The sequence below is a fragment of the Chryseobacterium sp. JJR-5R genome (genome assembly GCF_034047335.1).
Taxonomy (GTDB): Bacteria; Bacteroidota; Bacteroidia; order Flavobacteriales; family Weeksellaceae; genus Chryseobacterium.
Genome location: NZ_CP139137.1, coordinates 3,044,461 through 3,063,369 on the forward strand (window position 1 = coordinate 3,044,461; position 18,909 = coordinate 3,063,369).

The window sequence follows — 18,909 nt, forward strand, 5'->3', positions numbered from 1 at the left end:
TTCACAAAATATTCAACATGTATAAAAAACTACTAACCACTTTCGTACTTCTTTTTGCTATCCATATGGCATATGCCCAGAATGAGTTTATCACCACCTGGAAACCCGGTAACCTGCAGACCCAGTCTTATCAGGGTATCACTGTAAATTCCACCAATACCCAGATCTGGCTCCCTGCTCAGGGAACAGACTATACAATCGCTTGGGAAGAAATAGGATATCCTTCCCACACCGGCGTACTGACCAATGTAACGTCAGCTTATCATACTTTGGTTGATTTCGGGGCTTCTTTAAATCCTGATCCTGCAAATGCCACGTACAGGGTAAAAATAAGCAACGGAAACGGACTGTTCCAAAGAATAAGGTTTACAGACTGGGATCTTTTCTCAAACGGAAACGGTATAATTGGAGATATTCATAAAATCCTGACGTTAGAGCAATGGGGACAGATCAACTGGACCACAATGAGGCAGGCATTCCAGGGATGCATGCTGATGGATGTCACTGCAACTGATATTCCACGGCTGTCGGCGGTAACCGACTTGTCATTTATGTTTACGAACTGCTCGAACCTTATCGGAAATCCCACCATCAACAACTGGAATGTGTCTTCAGTGACCAATCTTCAGAGTACATTCCAGGGATGTTTCCTTTTTAATCAGCCCATAGGAGACTGGAATACTTCAAATGTAATTAACATGGGGGCACTCTTTCTTATGGCAAAAATATTTAATCAGCCTATCGGAAACTGGAATACTTCAAAAGTAGAAACCATGACCGCCACATTCAATAATGCCCGTGAATTCAATCAGCCCATCGGAAACTGGGATCTGTCTAAAAACCTTGATTGTGAATTTATGTTTTCAAATGCGGTAAAATTTAATCAGCCTATCGGGAACTGGAATACTTCTAAAGTTATTGAAATGAACCGGATGTTCAGTAATGCAACCGCTTTTAACCAGGACATCGGCAGTTGGAATACAGGTAATGTAACAAATATGGAAGGCATGTTTGCCAATGCATCAAGCTTTAATAAAGCTATCGGGAACTGGAATGTGGGCGAAGTGGTATATATGCAGTATATGTTCAACGGTGCCTCTGCATTTGATCAGGACATATCCGGCTGGAATACCGGAAAAGTAACTGCTATGCAGAGCATGTTCAGCAATGCCGTTAATTTCAACCAGAATATAGGCAATTGGAATGTCAGCCTTGTCACCGGTATGGGCAACATGTTTACCGGAGCATTAAAATTCAATCAGAATCTGGGATCGTGGAACCTGGGCTCTCTGCAGATGTCAGGAGGAATGCTACAGAATACTGCGCTGAGCTGCCAGAACTATGATGATACGCTGCAAGGCTGGAGCATAAATCCTTCCACTCCGGGCAATATCAATATTTCACCTGTTTCTCCTCTTACCTACTCCCATCCTGCCGCAGTAACGGCAAGAAATTATCTGGTTTCCGCAAAAAACTGGACCATTTCCGGAGATACTTATGATGCTGAATGCCGTTCTACTTTGGGAATTTCTGAAATCCTTGCTGAAAGTACAGCCGGAATTTACCCGAACCCTGCAACCGATTTTATTTATGTAAGAAATCTAAAAGTGAAAAGCTTTATGATCATTGACCAGAGCGGAAGAATTGTGATAAAAAACAATACACAGAATAATTCGATCAATATCCAGAACCTGGTTTCGGGGAATTATATCCTGCAGATCAATACCGCTACCGGAGCGCATCATTTTAAATTTATCAAAAAATAAGATAAAAATTAAGGCTGACGGTTTAAGCCTTTAACTCATGAGCGCCTCACGAATTTCGTAAGGCGCTCATGAGTTATTGTTGATCCCAGGTTTACTGATCAAAATGATTCGGATGCTTTTCCTTGATATCATCTACAGTTCCCAATACTTTGTCTTTCAGGGAATCCTGGTATTTCTGAAGGTTCTCAGCAACAGATGCGTCCGCAGACCCTATGATTTTAGCCGCCAGGATTCCTGCATTCAGGGCACCGTTCAAGGCTACCGTAGCTACCGGGATCCCGCCCGGCATCTGAAGAATCGACAGGACGGAATCCCATCCGTCAATAGAATTGCTTGATAAGATCGGGACCCCGATTACCGGTAGCGTGGTACAGCTCGCTACCATCCCCGGAAGGTGTGCCGCCCCTCCTGCGCCGGCAACAATCACTTTCAGTCCACGTTCTTTTGCGGTTTTTGCATAATCAAACATTCTTTCAGGGGTTCTGTGTGCTGAAACTACAGTCAGCTCATAAGGAATGCCCAGCGATTTCAGAAAATCTGCAGCCTGTTCCATAACCGGCAAGTCACTCTGACTTCCCATAATAATTCCTACCATTCTTCCATTGTATTAGATGGCCAAAGATAAAAAATTAATACGCCCGATGCAAAAAGGCGCAAAAGTTGTTTTGCTGTCAGGAATTCAGGAAAGGAATTCTTTAAGAGACTTCAAAGTGACTACCTTTGTTAATTACATATCATATTTTGAAAGATTATAAACTTACTTTAGCAATCCTTACCGTTGCCATTGTCTGGGGAACTACGTTTTTGTCCATAAGAATTGCCGTAGAAACAATCCCGGCATGGTTTGTGGCAGGCATCCGGCAGTTCCTGGCCGCCGTTATCATGCTTTGTATCCTTCTTTACCACAGGCAGTTCCAGTGGATCGGCTGGAAAAATTTAGGGTACCAGGTTATTTTTTCCACATTGATGCTGATTGTTTCCAACGGGATGACCACGTTAGCCGAAGAATCTGTTACCAGCAGCCTTACTTCGCTCATCAGTGCCTGTTCGCCCATTATCGTTTTTCTGGGCAGCGTGGCCCTTGGGCTACAGAAATTCAGTTTCAAAGCACTAACCGGTGTTCTGCTGTGTTTCAGCGGAATCCTCTTCATCTTCTGGGACGGGATTGATGATCTTGAAAACCCGGAATATGCTATGGGTGTGTTTATGCTGTTTATTGCTATTGCAGGCTGGGCTTCGGGAACCATTTTCACCAAGAAAATGAATATCCAGAGCAAGAATATTTCTCTGAATCTATTTTACCAGTTTGCTTTTGCCGGAATCGTACAGCTTCTGTTTGCCTTTACCCTTACCGATCATTATAATTTTGAAAACTGGAGCTTACAAAGTATGTCTGCAATGATCTATCTGGCCATTTTCGGTTCTGTAGCTGCTTTTTTCGCATACCATTATGCCCTGACAAAAGTCTCTCCGGTTCAGGTTTCCATACTGGCTTATGTTAACACGGTTATTTCTATTTTCCTGAGCTGGCTGATCCTGAATGAGGAAATTACGGGTAAATTCATCCTGGCTGCAATCCTGATTATTCTTGGCGTCTTTGTGATCAATTATAACCGTGAAATGTTCAGAAGGCAAAGCATCCCGTAAGTACAGAGGTATTTGGAAAAGAAACATTTCCATTTGTATGTAAATTACTTCATCAGACCAGGGTAATCATGCAGATTTTTGAGAAATGTGAATATACCGGACCTTAAGAATTAATTTTTATTTTTTTATAAAGTTCAATATCTTATTTAAACAGCCCTTATTAAGTTTCTGATGTACCAGCCTTAATTCTGCGTGTTAATAGCGATATATCTTGTATTTAAAATAATTGTAAACAGCAAAATGTGGTATTCTGTTTCATATTTCCCCAGTTTTTCCTATCTTGTTTGTGCCAAAATTACAATATGCTAAAAAATACAGTGTTTATCATCCTTATGGTTTCGGTCTGTCTAATCAGCTGTAATGATAAGAAAAAGGAAAATGATCTTGAGATAAGGGAAAAACAATTGCTTGAAAAAGAAAAACTATTTGCCAGCAAGGAATCTGAGTATCAGGTGCTTTTAAAAATGAGAGACAGTATTTTCACCAAAAAAGATTCTGTAACCGTAGTAAGCTGGCCTGCAGCGGTTGCCGGGTCATGGACAGGAAAAGTAATCTGTACGGAATCCAACTGCAGCGATTATGTTGTGGGCGACCAGCGTACCGACACCTGGGAATTTGACAGCGATTCTACCCAGCTGATGACCAAAATCATCAACAATAATACCTTGGTTCGTATCTATTCCGGGAAGTTTGAGAACAATGAAGCAAAACTGAATTTCAAGACAGATTCCACCTCCAAAAAACAGGTGGAAATGAACATTCTGCTGAACGACATCACAACAACCAAGATCAGAGGCACCCGGACCATTGCTGTTGACAACAGCTGTATGGCAAAGTTTTCTGTAGAACTGGTACGCAATACAAAATAAACACTTATGATCTTACTGAGCATCCATAACCTGAGTCTTCCCATCGAAGACCCGGTCCTGAAGTTTCTGCTGGTTTTAATTATTATTCTTGCAGCTCCTCTCCTCCTGAACAAAATAAAGGTTCCGCACCTTTTAGGGCTTATCATTGCAGGAGCCGTCATCGGCCCGAACGGATTCAATGTCCTGTCAAGGGACAGCAGCATTGTAGTTACCGGAACTACCGGGCTTCTTTATATCATGTTCCTGGCCGGACTGGAAATAGATATGGGGGATTTTAAGAAAAACAAATGGAAAAGCCTTACATTCGGTATTTATACTTTTACCGTGCCTTTTGTTTTAGGGTATCTCGGGGCCTTCTATATTCTCGGGTTTTCCGTACTTACTTCTGTACTTTTTGCCAGCCTGTTCTCTTCGCATACCCTGATTGCCTATCCTCTGGTCAGCAAACTGGGAATCGCAAAAAATTCTGCAGTAAATATTACCGTGGGAGGCACGATGATTACGGATATCCTAGCACTTTTGGTCCTTGCCGTTATTGTAGGGATGTCACAGGGAGATGTAGGCACGGAATTCTGGATAAAACTTTCGGTTTCCTTCATTGTCTTCGGGCTTATCGTCCTGGTTCTGTTCCCGATTATCGGTCGCTGGTTCTTTAAAAAAGTGGATGATAAGATTTCACAGTATATTTTTGTGCTGGTGATGATTTACCTGGCTGCCCTACTGGCAGAACTTGCAGGTGTGGAAGCCATTATCGGGGCATTTTTTGCCGGGCTGGCCCTGAACAGGCTTATTCCCCATACCTCATCACTCATGAATCGTGTGGAATTTGTCGGGAATGCGATTTTTATTCCGTTCTTTCTGATCAGTGTAGGGATGCTGATTGATTTCAAGGCATTTTTCAAGAGTTGGGAAACCCTGGAAGTGGCAGGAATCATGCTGGTAGCCTCCATCGGCGGGAAGTACCTTTCTGCGGTGGCCACGCAAAAAACATTCAGGCTGTCAAGGGAGGAAGGAAAGCTGATCTTTGGCTTAAGTTCCGCTTCTGCCGCCGCTACCCTGGCCTCGGTGATGGTTGGATATAACATCATCCTTTCTGAAACTGAGACCGGAGAACCGATCAGGCTCCTGAACGAACATGTCCTGAACGGAAGCATTTTACTGATCCTGATCTCCTGTACCATTTCATCTTTTATTTCCATGGCAAGTGCACAGAAAATCGCAGAGCAGGATAATGAAGACACTGTTTCCGGCAACAGCCATGAAGAAGAAAACATCCTCCTTGCCATCAATTATGAAGCGACCGTCGAACGGATGGTCAACCTGGGAATCTTAATTAAAGCCCACTCCAATACTGACAATGTGCGCGCTTTAAATGTAATCAATGAAGATAAAAATGAATCTTCCGTAAAAAATGCCGAGAAAATCCTGCACCATGCCACAGTTACTGCAGCTGCGGCAGATGTGACTGTGCAGCCCCTGAAAAGATATGACAATGACGTTATCAACGGTGTGAACAATGTTATCAAGGAACAGAAAATCACAGACCTTATTATCGGGCTGGAAGATGAGAAAGGTTTCTCCCCTTCTTTTGTGTACAACCTTTACAACGGGTACCTTCAGAACAATGATGTGAACGTCCTGGTTTACCATGCGGCCCAGCCTTTATCCACCATTAAGCGGTATGCGGTTATGATTCCTGAAAAAGCCCATAAGGAAGCAGGCTTCTTCCACGCGCTTTTAAGAGTATGGAATATAGCCCGGAATTCCGGAGCAACCCTGGTTTTCTATGCTTCTGAAAATATTCTTGATATCCTTCAGAGGATTATTAAAAAGGCCAATATTGAAGCTGAGTTTATCATTATGAATTCCTGGAAAGACGGTGAGCATACGGCTTCCCGGATAAAAGAAGACGAGGCGCTGATCCTTTTCATGGCCAAAAGAGGCATGCAGTCTTATATTCCGAGGATGAGGCTGGTCCCTGATATGCTTAACAGGAATCTGAACAACAATAATTACCTGTTGATCTTCCCTTTTTCAGAGCTCAATAAAAATGATCAGGAGAAACGTTCGGTCGGAAACCATGATGATTTCATGGAAATCGGGAATGTGATCAAGAAGATTTTTAAGTAATGTAAGATTGATAGAATTTAAAACCCATAATTAGGATGAGCCTAATTAACAGGATTTTTAAATTTAACTACAAGATTCTAAAGATAGAAAGATAATTCTCCTGAAATTATAAATAAAAATTATAAACTTTTCTTATCAGATGCAGTTTTATTATATTTGCATCCTAAAAAAATCAATAACCAATTTAAATGAAAAAATTCTTTGCACTAGTTTTTATACTTTTTTTATTTTCCTGTAGTAATAGTGATGATGATTCAACCGGTGAGCAAAAATGCTACATAACAAAATTTAATAAAGTAAATATAAAGCTTAACGGACAAGAATTTTATACGTCTGAATATTTATATAACGGTAATCAGATTATTAAAAAGCTGGAATATAAATTAGTTGATAACAGCACTACTGGTCAGCAATACCCTACTTATGAACTGCAATTGGATAGGACAACCGAAGTTCAATATAATTCTCTTAATCAGCCTGTAAAAATTATTGAGCCTTTGACCTATTCTAACATACAGGCTACAGAATACTTATTTTATGACAATTTAGGGAGATTATCTGAGAAGAACAGAATTAACACCTATATTCCTGATAATACTTCTTCTACTCAAAATTTTAAATATTCGTATAATTCAAATAATAAGATAATTGCTATTACAGAAAAAACAACAGACAGTTGGGGAGATATTTATAACGAAAATATCAAAATGCTCACTTATGATACAGACGGAAATTTAAGAGTAGTTGAGCAGACAAATACAAACTCACCCATATATAAAGTTGTAACAAAGTACGACAATTATGACAGCTATAAAAATCCGTATGCCAATGTAAATGTTCCTTTTGAAGACATTTTCTTTTTAAGACTTTCTAAAAATAATTATAGAAAATATTTCAAAACAGTTGTTTACAGTACCAGTTCACCAACAAATCCGCCTGCTCCGTATGAGACCAGTGAAATAAGCGGCTATGAATATAACGAAAATGGCTATCCCCGGTTTGCAGAATATAAATGTAACTAAAACAGAAAAGACTGCCGTAGAGCAGTCTTTTTTAGCATCTATCATTATTTTATTCTGCAACTACCCTCACCATTCCCTTCACCGCCACCAGCTTTTCCATAAGCTCTTCCCGGGAATCTGCCAGTACATTGATGTGGCCCATCTTTCTTCCGGGTTTGGTTTCCGTTTTTCCGTAAAGGTGAATGTAGGTTTCAGGTAACTTTAAAACGTCTTCCATTCCTTCGTAGACCACTTTCCCGGAATGGCCTTCTGCACCTACCAGGTTCAGCATGCCGCTGTAGATAATCGCATCCGTATCTGCAAGAGGTAAATTTTTAACCACCCTGTACATCTGCTCAAACTGCGAATTGGCATTCCCTTCCTGGCTCTGGTGGCCTGAATTGTGCAGCCTTGGCGCCGTTTCGTTTACCCATACTTTCCCTTCTTTATCCAGGAATAATTCAATGGCAAACAGTCCCGGAGAATTTACTGCACTGAGGAATTTTTCTGTGATGGAATTAATCTGTTCTTCAGTTTCTTCGCTCAGGAAAACCGGGCAGATATTGAAATCCAGCAGATTCAGTTTAGGATCGGCCACCATTTCCGTCACAGGGAAAATTTTTGTTTCCCCGTTTTCATTTCTGGCGACGATCACGGAAAGTTCCTTCTCAATATCCACCAGCTTTTCAATAACCGAATCTTCAAGCCAGAGATTTTTCATATCTTCAGCCGTACGGATTACCTGCACCCCTTTTCCGTCATATCCGCCCGTGTTCATTTTCTGCACGAAAGGCAGCGGCATTTTAATTTCATCGGAACTTCCGTCCATCACTTCAAATTCCGGGCTTGGGATCTCATGCGCTTTGTAAAACTTTTTCTGAAGGATTTTCTGCTGGATGGTTTTGATAATATTAGAATTCGGAACTACCTTTACGCCCTGATTTTCGAGTTCGGCCAAGGCATCGGCGTTCACATGTTCAATCTCAATAGTCACCACATCTTTATCTTTACCGAAATTCAAAACCGTTTCATAATCATTAAAACTGCCTTGCGTAAAGTAAGAAATAGTATGGCAGGGTGCATCAGGAGCCGGATCCAGGGTATAAAATTCGTCATCATATTTCAATGCTTCCTGAATCAGCATCCTTCCCAGCTGTCCGCCTCCTAAAATTCCTATTTTCATTTCCTTTTATTTTTATTAAATCTGAAATTAATTTTTTAACGTCCTGTCCGTTAAGATTTACTGGATTTTATCAATTTTTAAATACCCCAGGCTTACAAAATTCTCCTGGTTTTCCACATCTGATTTTACCAGCGAAATGGAATATTTCTGCTTTATTGAGGCAGGCAGGATTTCCTTTACCGGAAAAATATCATCGATGTCCACCCCCAGTTTTTCATCAATATGGCTTGTGGCTCCCTTGAATCCCATCGTTTTATAAAACTCTGTGGCTTTTGCTTTTTTTACGGCATCTGCCATGGCATTCCCCACCACCAGGTGCTGCTCATGGAATTCTTCAAAAAACCCTCTTTTATAGCCTCCCAGATTAATGAAATACAGCTGCTCTTCAGAAGTAGGTTCGCCTTTTTCAACAATTTTCACTTCGTACCCGTCTATAAACTTCACTTCCTGATAGCAGTCGATATGGATTTTCCCCTTTGCTTCTTTCCAGAAGTCCTTCATTTCCTCAACAAGGTCTTTCAGGCTTTCCGCAATCCCGAAAAATACATCATGCTGCTCAATATTCCTTCCGGGCGGTGTAGCTCCCAGGATGACATAAAATAGTTTCATATTTATTAAATTCCGTTTATGCAAAAATACGTCAAATTTATCTTTTTTAAACTTTGGCAGACTGTTACAATAGTTTTATATTTGTACCATGTCAGAAATCATTATTCTCTTCCTTGGAGCAATTTCGGCAGGACTTTTGGGTTCACTGACCGGTTTAGGAGGCGGAGTTATTATCATCCCTCTGTTAACGCTGGGTTTTGGTGTTCCTATGCATTATGCCATCGGTGCTTCCCTTATTTCTGTGATCGGGACCTCTTCCGGGGCGGCGGTTGCTTTCGTAAAAGAAGGCTTCACCAATATGAGGATCGGGATGTTCCTGGAGATTGCCACTACAGCCGGGGCTATTGCCGGGGCCTTGGTTTCAGGGATGCTTAACCCGAATACCATCGGGATCATTTTTGCCAGCATCCTTCTTCTGACCGTTATTTTAAATTTAAAAGGAAAGCCGGACCACCAGGAACCTGTAATCAAAGGCAGCCTGGAGGAAAAGCTAAAACTGTTCGGTACTTTTCCTGATAAAGGGATTATGAAAAGCTATTCTGCCAGAAATACCGTTCCGGGATTTTTTATGATGATGTTTGCCGGTGCCATGTCCGGTCTTTTGGGGATCGGTTCCGGTGCTCTGAAGGTTTTAGCAATGGATAATATGATGAAGCTGCCTTTTAAAGTTTCAACAACAACCAGTAATTTTATGATCGGGGTAACGGCGGTTGCCAGCGCACTGATCTATTTCCAGCGGGGTGAAATTATCCCGGTGATCGTAGCTCCTGTGTTAATCGGTGTTGTGGTGGGCAGCTTTATCGGATCTAAAACACTGATGGTTTCCAAAACCAAAAAGCTGAAAGTATTTTTTGCCATTGTGATCACCATCCTTTCGGTGTACATGATGTATAACGGAATTAATAAAAGTTTCAGATAATGAAGAAGAATTTCACAGATGTAGATCTGAACCGTTCGGTAGGAAATCTGCTGAGGTTAGGTGTTATTCTTTCTGTTATCACCTCATTGGCCGGTTTTATCAAACTTTTTACAGAAGGCTTTAAAATGCCTAAAACCTACAACAGCCTGAATATGGGGACTTCTTCCGAAAAGGTATGGGGCCAGTTCTGGAACTCGCTTTGTAAAGGAGAAGGCATGGCCATTATCCAGCTGGGAATTTTACTGCTTATTTTTACGCCTCTGGTAAGGATTATCTTTGCATTAATCGGGTATCTGAAGGAGAGAGATTATGTTTATGTAATTATTTCTTCCATTGTACTGGCCATTATGGCGGTCAGTTTCTTTACAGGCTACGCCCATTGATTTACATTTCATAAAATTCCAGCGGAAGCTGATCCGGATCCCGGGTGAAGAAAAATGCTTTTCCCGTGAATTCATCGATCCTTATTTCTTCGCAGGACAAACCTTTATGCACCAATTCCTGCCTTTTTTCACTGATTTTTTCCACTGAAAAGGCCAGATGCCTCAAGCCGCAGGCCTCCGGATTGGAAGGCCTTTCCGAAGGGTTGGGAAAGGAAAACAATTCGATAACATAATGATTCCCGATGGCCAGATCCAGTTTGTAAGACTGTCTTTCTTCACGGTACACTTCACGGATGATCTGCAACCCTAAAACTTCTGTGTAAAAATTTTTAGATACCTTATAATCCGAACAGATGATGGCAATATGATGGATTTTCATTTTAAATTTTATTTTTAATTCTTTACAGTGTGCTTTTCCTGTTATCAATCAGATACTTGATTTTTCATATCCCGTTCTGCTTTACCAGCTGGAGACTGTTGGCGCCGCAATGAGAAAATTTTCCTTTGAAGTAAAATGAATAAAGGATAAAAATTTCAGGACAGTAAACAATAAAAGGATAGTAACGCTTTTTTCATTCTTTTTTATTGATTGGAAAACTAAAAATAAGGATTTTAACCTCATCATTTGCATAGCTCACCAATATTATACAGATTTCATTTGAGCGGTAATAAAAAATAATCTAAATTTATAAAATTATTTATGTTTATGTGGACAGCTTACCTGATTCTGACTGTATTATTGCTGATTTTAACCATTCTTCCAAAAATCCAACATTCTCACTGGATATTCCGTACTCCTGAGTTTGGCAAGATACAGATCACCTTTTTTATCCTGCTGACTCTTCTGCTGGGTTTTTTCGCAGACTATCCGGCGGGTTTCTGGTATTATCAGGGATTTCTGCTGCTTTTATTTGTATATCATGGCATTACGCTTATCAAATACACTCCGCTCTACCCTATAAAAAAACACTTCTGGCGCCATCAGTCTTCTAAAAGGCTGAAATTTATTTCTGCTAATGTGTACCAGTTTAACGAGGAGTATGAAAGATTTATCGAACTCATTAGAAAATATCAGCCTGATTTCTTTTTAACCATGGAAAGCAACGAAGGCTGGGAGCAGGCACTACAGGCTTTAGAAGAAGAATATCCATATCAGCACAAAGTAACCCTGGAAAATACCTACGGGATGCATTTTTACTCCAGAACCAAAATCAGGAGTGCAAAAACACACTATTTCGTGGCCGATGATATCCCTTCGATTGAAGCCCACATGGAAACTGATGACGGATTCAGATTTGTTTTTTTCGGCGTCCATCCGCCGCCACCGAGCCCGACAGAAGAGGAAACATCAAAAGAAAGGGACGGTGATCTTCTAAGTACAGCCAAACGTGTAACGGAGATTGACGAACAAGTTATTGTAGTGGGAGATTTTAATAATGTGGCATGGTCTAAATCATCCATTCTTTTCAGGAAAACAAGCCATCTAATAGACCCAAGGATCGGTCGGTCCTTTGTTTCAACTTTCCATGCCAGGTACAAGCTGCTGAGATTCCCTATTGACCTGATGTTCCACAGTGAAAATATTTTCATAGAAGACCTTAAAACCCTGGAGAATTTCGGTTCTGACCATCTTCCCGTGTATTGTGAATTTTATATTGACCATCATAACACCGAACAGGAAGAACGGATCGACACTGCCACCACCGAAGAGAAGAAAGAAGCGGAAGAAATGATTCAGGAGGGCAAAGATGAAGACGGCGAGCGTGATGCAGTAGTGACTGAAGGGTAATTTTGAAGCTGTAATGAGTTGCTTAGGTTCCTGCTGAATGACAAAACAATATACATCAGTCATTCCATAGGAACCTAAGCAATAGAATTAAAGCTTGGTTCCTATGTATAAACTTAAACGGCAATAATAAAAATATTTTGCTTTATTTTAGAAATTCATCACATCCTTTACTACCCCATTGTTCTGGGTATGCTGTAATAATTCGGCTTCAATAAAAGCCTTAATCTGCTCTTCGGAGCCATTATCCGGGAATAAAAGGTGGACATTCGCGCCGGCATCTAGGGTAAAGAACAAAGGCAGGCCCGTCTCTTTTCTGAAGGCCCAGATTTTATTGATCACTTCCAGGGTTCCTGTCTGCATCAGAATGAAAGCAGGATCACTCATCATCATCATGGCATGAAGCGTCAAAGCCTCGTGTTCCACCAGTTTGATAAAGCCTGCCAGATCTCCGCCGGCTAAGATTTCCTTCATCGGCCCAAAGTTTTCCCGGGCTTCCTGAAATCTTCTGTCTGCATAAGGATTGGTATTCATCAGTCCGTGTCCTACCGTTGAAGAAACCGATTTCTGGCCTTCATGGATTAGTAAAACCCAGTCATTGAAATTCCTGAAAACGTCATGGATTTCCTCATTCGGATAAGGTACTGCAAACAGGTCAGAACTTCCTTTGACCTGAGATTCACCCCAGACCACCAGCCCGCTGTATAAGCTTCTGCAGGCACTTCCGCTGCCCAGCCTTGCCAAAAAGGATGCCTTTCTCAATGATTCCTCTCCGCTTGTCGCTCCGGAAAAAGATTCATCCAGATTCATCAGGCATTTGGCAATCGCCCCGAAGCCGGAAGCCGAACTGGCAATGCCTGAACTGTGGGGAAATGTATTTTCCGTTCTGATGATGTATCTGCCCTGCAAAACCCAGGGAAGGTACTGATCAATATTCCTGAAATATTTCTCAATCTTTTCAGCGAATTTCACTTCCTCGTGCCCTGCCAGAAAAGTCTGCACGGAAAACGGCTCATCAGCCAAAAATTCCATTGTGGTATTGGTTTTACAATGGCTTAAAGTATAGCTGATGCTTGGGTTTGCCGGAATCTGGTTGTCATACTTTCCCCAGTATTTAATCAGGGCGATATTGGACGGACAGCTTTCCGAAACGGTCTGATGGTGTAAGGTATATTCTTTTTTTCCTAAAAATTCCTGTGTTGTCATAATGTGGTTTAAAATAGTAAACTTAATGGAGCCAGCTATAAATATAAAGTTTTGCAATCAGCTTAAAACAAAGATCTGAGCTTGTAAATCTGAATTTATCATTGCTGTTTAATACATTTCCTCAATGATCTCCGAATATTTTTTTAAGACTACATTGCGTTTTACTTTCAGTGTAGGGGTAATCTCTCCGGTATTGATATCAAATTCTGCGGGCATCAGCGTAAATTTCTTTACCTTTTCAAAATCCGACAGCTCATTCTGGAGCTCTTTAATCTTTTCTTTATAAAAGTCATGTACGGTTCCGTTTTTTACGATTTCTTTCCAATCGGTAAACGGGATGTTATTTTTTTTGATGAAATCATGCAAAAATTCAAAGTTCGGGACTACCAGGGCAGAAACAAACTGTCTTCCTTCCGCAATCAGCACAATCTGCTGGATGAAATTGTTATTGGTAAGCAGGTTTTCAATCTGCTGCGGGGCAATATACTTGCCGTTTGATGTTTTCATCAGGTCTTTCAGCCGGTCTGTGATGGTAAGGTTCCCTTCTTCATCGATCTTTCCGGCATCACCGGTTCTGAACCATCCGTCTGCCGTAAAAACATTCATCGTATCTTCAGGTTTATTGTAATACCCTTTCATAATTCCTTTCCCTTTTGCCTGGATTTCATCGCCTTCACCGATGCGGATTTCCACACCGGGAAGCGGCTTTCCACTGCTTCCGTGCTCGAAACGGGTTAATGGAAAAAGAGTAAGGGTGGCCGTTGTTTCGGTAAGCCCGTACCCTACCGTCACATGAATTCCTACGGATTCAAAGAACCTGGTGACTTCAGGAGACAGCGATGCCCCGCCGCAAGGCAGGAACCACAGCCTTCCGCCCATCTTTTCTTTTATTTTACTGAATACCAATGCTCCCGCAACGGATTCTTTTATTTTTAACCCTGACGGAACCGGTCTTTCTTTTCTTCTCAATTCGGCGGCCTGCCATCCTGTTTCCAATGCCCAGCTGAAGATTTTTTTCTTTAAAGAAGAACCTTCACCTGCTTTTTCCAGTACGCCGGCATAAATTTTCTGAAAAAACCTCGGAACGGCACACATCATGGTCGGTTTTACTTCTTCCAGTGCCCGGGCTATATTTTTCGGGTCTTCAAGGAAGTATACCCGGGCTCCGCCATACAGGCAAAGCAGGCTCCAGCTCCGTTCGAAAACGTGGCTCAAAGGTAAAAATGCCAGCGAAAGCTCTTCTTCAAAATTTTTAAATTTTAAAAACTCGAAATGGGCATCAAAGGCATTGATAAAATTTCCGTGGGTCAGCATCACGCCCTTAGGTGTGCCTGTGGTTCCTGATGTATAGATCAGGGTAGCGACATCATTGATTTCTTTTTTGCAGTACTCCATTTCCGGAGTGGCCTTGGCAATAAAATCCTCAAGGTAAAAACTGCTGAATTCTTTCTTGATCCAGACTGCCTTTTTAGCAATGATAATGGTTTCAAGACCGGTTTTCCCGGTTTTCAGAATTTCAAGGCAGGCATCATACTGGGCCTGGTCCCCAACCAGAATAATCTTTGCTCCCGAATCACTGATGATGTATTCTGCCTGATCCGCGTTATTTGTCGCGTAAACCGGTACCGTTACTGCTCCGGCAGCCATTGCCGCCAGATCAAAAACCATCCATTCGGAAGAATTATCCGCATAAATGGCCACTTTATCATTTTCATGGACGCCTGCACCTTTCAGGGCATTGGCAGTCTTAAAAATAATTTCACTGAATTTCTGCCAGCTCAGTTCTTTCCATCCCGCATCTTTCTTTTTAAAGCCTATGGCAGATTTTACTGCGTGTTTTTCTATATTCTTTTGAATAATTGCCTCTGCAAGATTCATTTTTTCAGCTTTTTGTCGTTTATATAATTTCTAAGATGAAAGTCCACCGTTTCTTCCAGCGGAATAAACCGGTATTGCAACCTGTCTTTGATCTTCCGGTTGGAAATGCGGTTCATCACGGAAACGGTTTCAATATTTGTCCTCGTTGCCATTCTCAGAGGCGGGATCAGCCATCCCAAAAGCATATTGGCCACAACCCCAAGGTTCAGGTAAGGTTTTGAAAGGATTTTTGCTTCCCGAAGGCCCAGTGATTTCCTGATCTTTTTCCCCAGGTCAGCATACCGCCTGCTTTCGGAAACAATGACGAAACGCTCGCCGAATATATTTTTTTCCATCAGTTCCACGCAAATTACAGCTACATCCCTCACATCGGCATAGCTTGTGCCACCGGAAAAAGTAAAGCTGTTTTTTTCAAAAACAGGAAATATATCCCCGCTGCTGCTGCCCCAGTTTCCGCTTCCGACGATCATCCCCGGATTGACGATGACGGTGTTCAGCCCTTCTGCAGAAGCCCGCCAGACTTCCATTTCAGCAAGGTGTTTGGAAACGGCATAGGCCGAGTGCTCTTCTTTGGGATTAAAATCAGAAGTTTCATCCAATTCGCCGTTTTCATTGGCAAGATCCAGCACTGCAATGGAGCTTACATGAAGAAATTTTTTCACGGCAGAACCGTCACAGGCATACAGAAGGTTTTCTGTGCCCTTTACATTCATGCGGTATATCTCTTTACTGTCTTTAGGATTAAAGCCTACTTTCGCCGCGCAGTGGTATACCTCATTAACTCCTTCTACAGCAGCCTGCAGTGACTGAACATCATTGAAATCAACATCCACCCATTCAATTCTATTAAAGAAACCTTCCGGATTTTCCGTATAAAATGCAAAAGAGTGTTTTACTTCGTTTAAATTGCTCGACGGCCTTTTGGCTGCGCGTACGTCTTTCCCTTTTTTTAAAAGTTCCAAAACAATCACCCTGCCCAAAATCCCGGTAGCTCCCGTTACAAAAACCATCAGTTATTTTTACTAAATTGACTAATTTACGTTCATATTCTATGCCATGCAAATTTGCGATTTTTAAAGGAGATTTCAATTTTTAATTAATGGGAAATGTTAAATAAATTATATTCAGAACTGAATTTATGAGGTATAACAGTACTTTATTTCTCCGCATAACAGTGGATATTGGTCTGTTTCATACTTGCGGTTAAAAGCAAAACGGGCCGGAGCCCGTTTCTGCTGATTTTAAATATGCCGGTAAAAAATTATAAATCCCTGGTTCGTTACGCCAAAACCATATTGTTCCTTCGCGGGGCCTTATCGCACAGAAGGTCTGCAATGCTTTTGGAAATCCGGTTATCTTCTGTAAGGTTATCAAGCCAGAAAAACTCTCCGGCTCCATTGATTTCGATGAAATAATATTCATCTTCAGGAGAAACGATCATATCAATGGCTCCGTAATCCACATGGTAGACATCTAGAAGCTCCAGAAGCTTTGCTTCGATATCCTGCGGAAGCTCTGTGGGTATCCATTTATCAATAAGGTTGACCCCATCTTTCCGCCAGTCTGTTTTTGCAGCTTCAGATTGTTGGGAATCTATTTCAAACGCATAAACATCGCGTCCTACTATGGTTATACGGAGTTCTTTCTTTTTTTCGATTTTTTTCTGGAACTGCATCGGGCAGTACAAAAGCGTATCCAGTTCTTCCAGTTTGTCTTCATTCACCACGTTAGTGAACACCACATTTTCCACTCCGTCTTCATAAATAGCGAAACCGGTCTGCATTTTAGCCACAACATCCCCGTGTTTTATAATAAACCTTTTGGCTTCTTCCGGGCTATTGGTAACAGCGGTTGCCGGAATGTTCAATCCGAGCTTATCTGCAATTTTCAGCTGCTCTTCCTTGCTGTCCAGCCTTCTGTAGACACTCGGTTTTCCTAAAGAGTAAGCATCTACCGACTCCAGGAAACCGAAAAGCGTATTGCGGATTTCACCCATCGCAGCTCCGAAAAACTTGGCATCCAGCTCATCTTTTACACCTTTACCGATATTGTATGCTCTGCGGTACCAGACTGCGCTGATATCATCCAGTCGGTGCTTTTTATCCTGGGTTTCCAGAACCGTAATCCATTTCCCGTCTTCAAAAGTGGTTGACAGTTTATTCTGTAAAGGATAAAGGTCAACATTAAAGCGGATGATCTCAAAGCCGTTCTTATCGATATATTCGGTTACTTTTTCAATGGAAAAGTTATCTCCTGTATGGGTAATTATTAAAATTTTATTCATTGTTTTTTTTCATTCTTTTTATAAGATGATCGGCAATTCTCTGTGCAATCGGGAATCCAAGCTCTTTCTGGAGCATTCCCCACTCGCCCTGCGGATTTACTTCAAGAAAATAATAAATGCCATCTCTCCCTCTGATCATATCAATGGCTCCGATATAAAGACCCATTTCTTTCATCATTGATGTAAGATTCAGCTTTACAGGTTCCGGCAGCTCATAGTCTGACCATGAATAACTGCCGCGGGTAATGCGCCAGTCTGCATTTTCACTGTTGTTGATCTTTCCGGTAAAAAATTCTCCGTCCAGATACACAATCCTAAGTTCGTATGCTTTTTCCAGATACGGCTGAAAAATCATCGGGCAGTAGGCTATATCAGCAATGTCTTCCAAAGATTCCCTATCAATGATCTGAGTAGAAAGCAGGTTTTCGCCGTCCATTGATTTTGAAAGAGCTCCGTGAAGTTTTGCCACCATTTTCCCGTTGCAGTATTTATGAAAGAAATCTGTGATTTTCCCGGCATCATTGGAGAAAACAGTTTTCGGAACCGTTAAGTTATTGTTCCGCGCTGTTTTCAGCTGGAGCATTTTATTGCCGTCAATTTTATTCTCATTTTCAAAAGGATTGATCCACGGAACATGTTCCAGTGCGGTAAAAAGATTATAGCGGAGGCTGGCGTATTCCTTAAGGAAAATTTTCCCGTATGCTTCATCCATTTCTTCCGGAAGGCTGATCTGCCATGATTTCCTGTGCCAGACAGCAGTAATCTGTTCTGAACTGATTGCGTTTCCAGATTCATCAGTGATCTCAAAGCCGCGGTCATTCACACTGATTTTCTGCAAATGGTTGAGACGGTCTGAATTGAGCCTGAAGAAGGGGACATTTTTTGACTGCAAGTATTCAAAAAAGAGATCAATATTGTAAAAATCCTGGGAATGGGTGATACAAAGAATCATTTTGCCGTTTTATTTTATTAAAAAAGGAAACTTAGAGTGTAAGTTTCCTTTATATGATTTTGTTAATTTCTGACTAACAATTCATTATACTGTAGGAGAATCATCATCACCGTCAGAAGGATATTTCATGGTATGCATCATATCCAGCGTCGGCTTTGTTACATTATCTACAATAGGCTTGGTAATGATACCTGTTCCATCACCTCCTTTTACTTTTTCAGGATCCTGAATCTGCTTTTCAAGGAATGATGCGAAAAAAGGCTTCTTTTTTGAATTCTTGTTTTTCATACTATTTT

General features: G+C 41.3%; 18 protein-coding genes. 8 read left to right on the forward strand and 10 right to left on the reverse strand.

Annotated elements, in window-relative coordinates:
- The first annotated feature begins 17 nt into the window (after positions 1-17).
- A complete protein-coding gene (locus SD427_RS13265) occupies positions 18-1,766 on the forward strand; it encodes a BspA family leucine-rich repeat surface protein (protein ID WP_320558286.1) in 1,749 nt (582 codons plus the stop codon).
- Positions 1,767-1,857: 91 nt separating this feature from the next.
- On the opposite strand, the gene purE is transcribed toward SD427_RS13265, so the two are convergent.
- Positions 1,858-2,361, reverse strand: a complete 504-nt coding sequence (purE, locus tag SD427_RS13270; protein ID WP_320558287.1) for a 5-(carboxyamino)imidazole ribonucleotide mutase — start codon at positions 2,359-2,361, stop codon at positions 1,858-1,860.
- A gap of 146 nt (positions 2,362-2,507) precedes the next feature.
- Between purE and SD427_RS13275 the strand changes: the two genes are divergently transcribed.
- The 4 genes from SD427_RS13275 (at position 2,508) to SD427_RS13290 (ending at position 7,434) form a co-directional block, all read left to right on the forward strand.
- Positions 2,508-3,413, forward strand: coding sequence for a DMT family transporter (locus tag SD427_RS13275; RefSeq protein WP_320558288.1), 906 nt, complete (start codon positions 2,508-2,510; stop codon positions 3,411-3,413).
- 302 nt (positions 3,414-3,715) lie between these two features.
- Complete coding sequence (locus SD427_RS13280) at positions 3,716-4,282, forward strand: hypothetical protein (protein ID WP_320558289.1); 567 nt, start codon at positions 3,716-3,718, stop codon at positions 4,280-4,282.
- 6 nt (positions 4,283-4,288) lie between these two features.
- Entirely contained in the window at positions 4,289-6,412 is a 2,124-nt protein-coding gene (locus SD427_RS13285) for a cation:proton antiporter (protein ID WP_320558290.1), read from the forward strand.
- 188 nt (positions 6,413-6,600) lie between these two features.
- The gene (locus SD427_RS13290) at positions 6,601-7,434 is read left to right on the forward strand and encodes a hypothetical protein (protein WP_320558291.1); all 834 of its coding nucleotides are present in this window, start codon (positions 6,601-6,603) and stop codon (positions 7,432-7,434) included.
- 49 nt (positions 7,435-7,483) lie between these two features.
- On the opposite strand, the gene SD427_RS13295 is transcribed toward SD427_RS13290, so the two are convergent.
- Positions 7,484-8,596 carry a 5-(carboxyamino)imidazole ribonucleotide synthase gene (locus SD427_RS13295; protein WP_320558292.1) on the reverse strand — a complete coding sequence of 371 codons (1,113 nt, stop codon included), beginning with the start codon at positions 8,594-8,596 and terminating at the stop codon, positions 7,484-7,486.
- Between the two features lie 57 nt (positions 8,597-8,653).
- The gene (locus SD427_RS13300; protein WP_320558293.1) at positions 8,654-9,205 is read right to left on the reverse strand and encodes a DUF1543 domain-containing protein; all 552 of its coding nucleotides are present in this window, start codon (positions 9,203-9,205) and stop codon (positions 8,654-8,656) included.
- A gap of 88 nt (positions 9,206-9,293) precedes the next feature.
- On the opposite strand from SD427_RS13300, the gene SD427_RS13305 reads away from it, so the two are divergent.
- Both SD427_RS13305 and SD427_RS13310 read left to right on the forward strand, forming a co-directional pair.
- A complete protein-coding gene (locus tag SD427_RS13305; RefSeq protein WP_056223074.1) occupies positions 9,294-10,124 on the forward strand; it encodes a sulfite exporter TauE/SafE family protein in 831 nt (276 codons plus the stop codon).
- Complete coding sequence (locus SD427_RS13310) at positions 10,124-10,507, forward strand: DUF1634 domain-containing protein (protein WP_320558294.1); 384 nt, start codon at positions 10,124-10,126, stop codon at positions 10,505-10,507. The genes SD427_RS13305 and SD427_RS13310 overlap by 1 nt, the downstream gene beginning before the upstream one ends.
- 1 nt (position 10,508) lies before the next feature.
- Here SD427_RS13310 and SD427_RS13315 read toward each other — a convergent pair whose 3' ends face one another.
- Positions 10,509-10,886: a VOC family protein gene (locus SD427_RS13315; protein WP_320558295.1), complete on the reverse strand. Its 378-nt coding sequence runs from the start codon at positions 10,884-10,886 to the stop codon at positions 10,509-10,511.
- 321 nt (positions 10,887-11,207) lie between these two features.
- On the opposite strand from SD427_RS13315, the gene SD427_RS13320 reads away from it, so the two are divergent.
- Positions 11,208-12,296: an endonuclease/exonuclease/phosphatase family protein gene (locus SD427_RS13320; RefSeq protein ID WP_320558296.1), complete on the forward strand. Its 1,089-nt coding sequence runs from the start codon at positions 11,208-11,210 to the stop codon at positions 12,294-12,296.
- 147 nt (positions 12,297-12,443) lie between these two features.
- On the opposite strand, the gene SD427_RS13325 is transcribed toward SD427_RS13320, so the two are convergent.
- From SD427_RS13325 to SD427_RS13350, 6 genes are all read right to left on the reverse strand, one after another.
- The gene (locus SD427_RS13325; RefSeq protein WP_320558297.1) at positions 12,444-13,499 is read right to left on the reverse strand and encodes a diphosphomevalonate decarboxylase; all 1,056 of its coding nucleotides are present in this window, start codon (positions 13,497-13,499) and stop codon (positions 12,444-12,446) included.
- Between the two features lie 108 nt (positions 13,500-13,607).
- A complete protein-coding gene (locus SD427_RS13330; RefSeq protein ID WP_320558298.1) occupies positions 13,608-15,377 on the reverse strand; it encodes a long-chain fatty acid--CoA ligase in 1,770 nt (589 codons plus the stop codon).
- Entirely contained in the window at positions 15,374-16,387 is a 1,014-nt protein-coding gene (locus SD427_RS13335) for an NAD-dependent epimerase/dehydratase family protein (protein WP_320558299.1), read from the reverse strand. Before SD427_RS13335 ends, SD427_RS13330 begins: the two co-directional genes overlap by 4 nt.
- A gap of 269 nt (positions 16,388-16,656) precedes the next feature.
- Complete coding sequence (locus SD427_RS13340; RefSeq protein WP_320558300.1) at positions 16,657-17,661, reverse strand: MvdC/MvdD family ATP grasp protein; 1,005 nt, start codon at positions 17,659-17,661, stop codon at positions 16,657-16,659.
- A complete protein-coding gene (locus SD427_RS13345; RefSeq protein WP_320558301.1) occupies positions 17,654-18,613 on the reverse strand; it encodes an MvdC/MvdD family ATP grasp protein in 960 nt (319 codons plus the stop codon). Before SD427_RS13345 ends, SD427_RS13340 begins: the two co-directional genes overlap by 8 nt.
- 84 nt (positions 18,614-18,697) lie before the next feature.
- On the reverse strand, positions 18,698-18,901 hold the full coding sequence (locus SD427_RS13350) for a microviridin/marinostatin family tricyclic proteinase inhibitor (protein WP_320558302.1): 204 nt from the start codon (positions 18,899-18,901) through the stop codon (positions 18,698-18,700).
- Positions 18,902-18,909 lie beyond the last annotated feature (8 nt).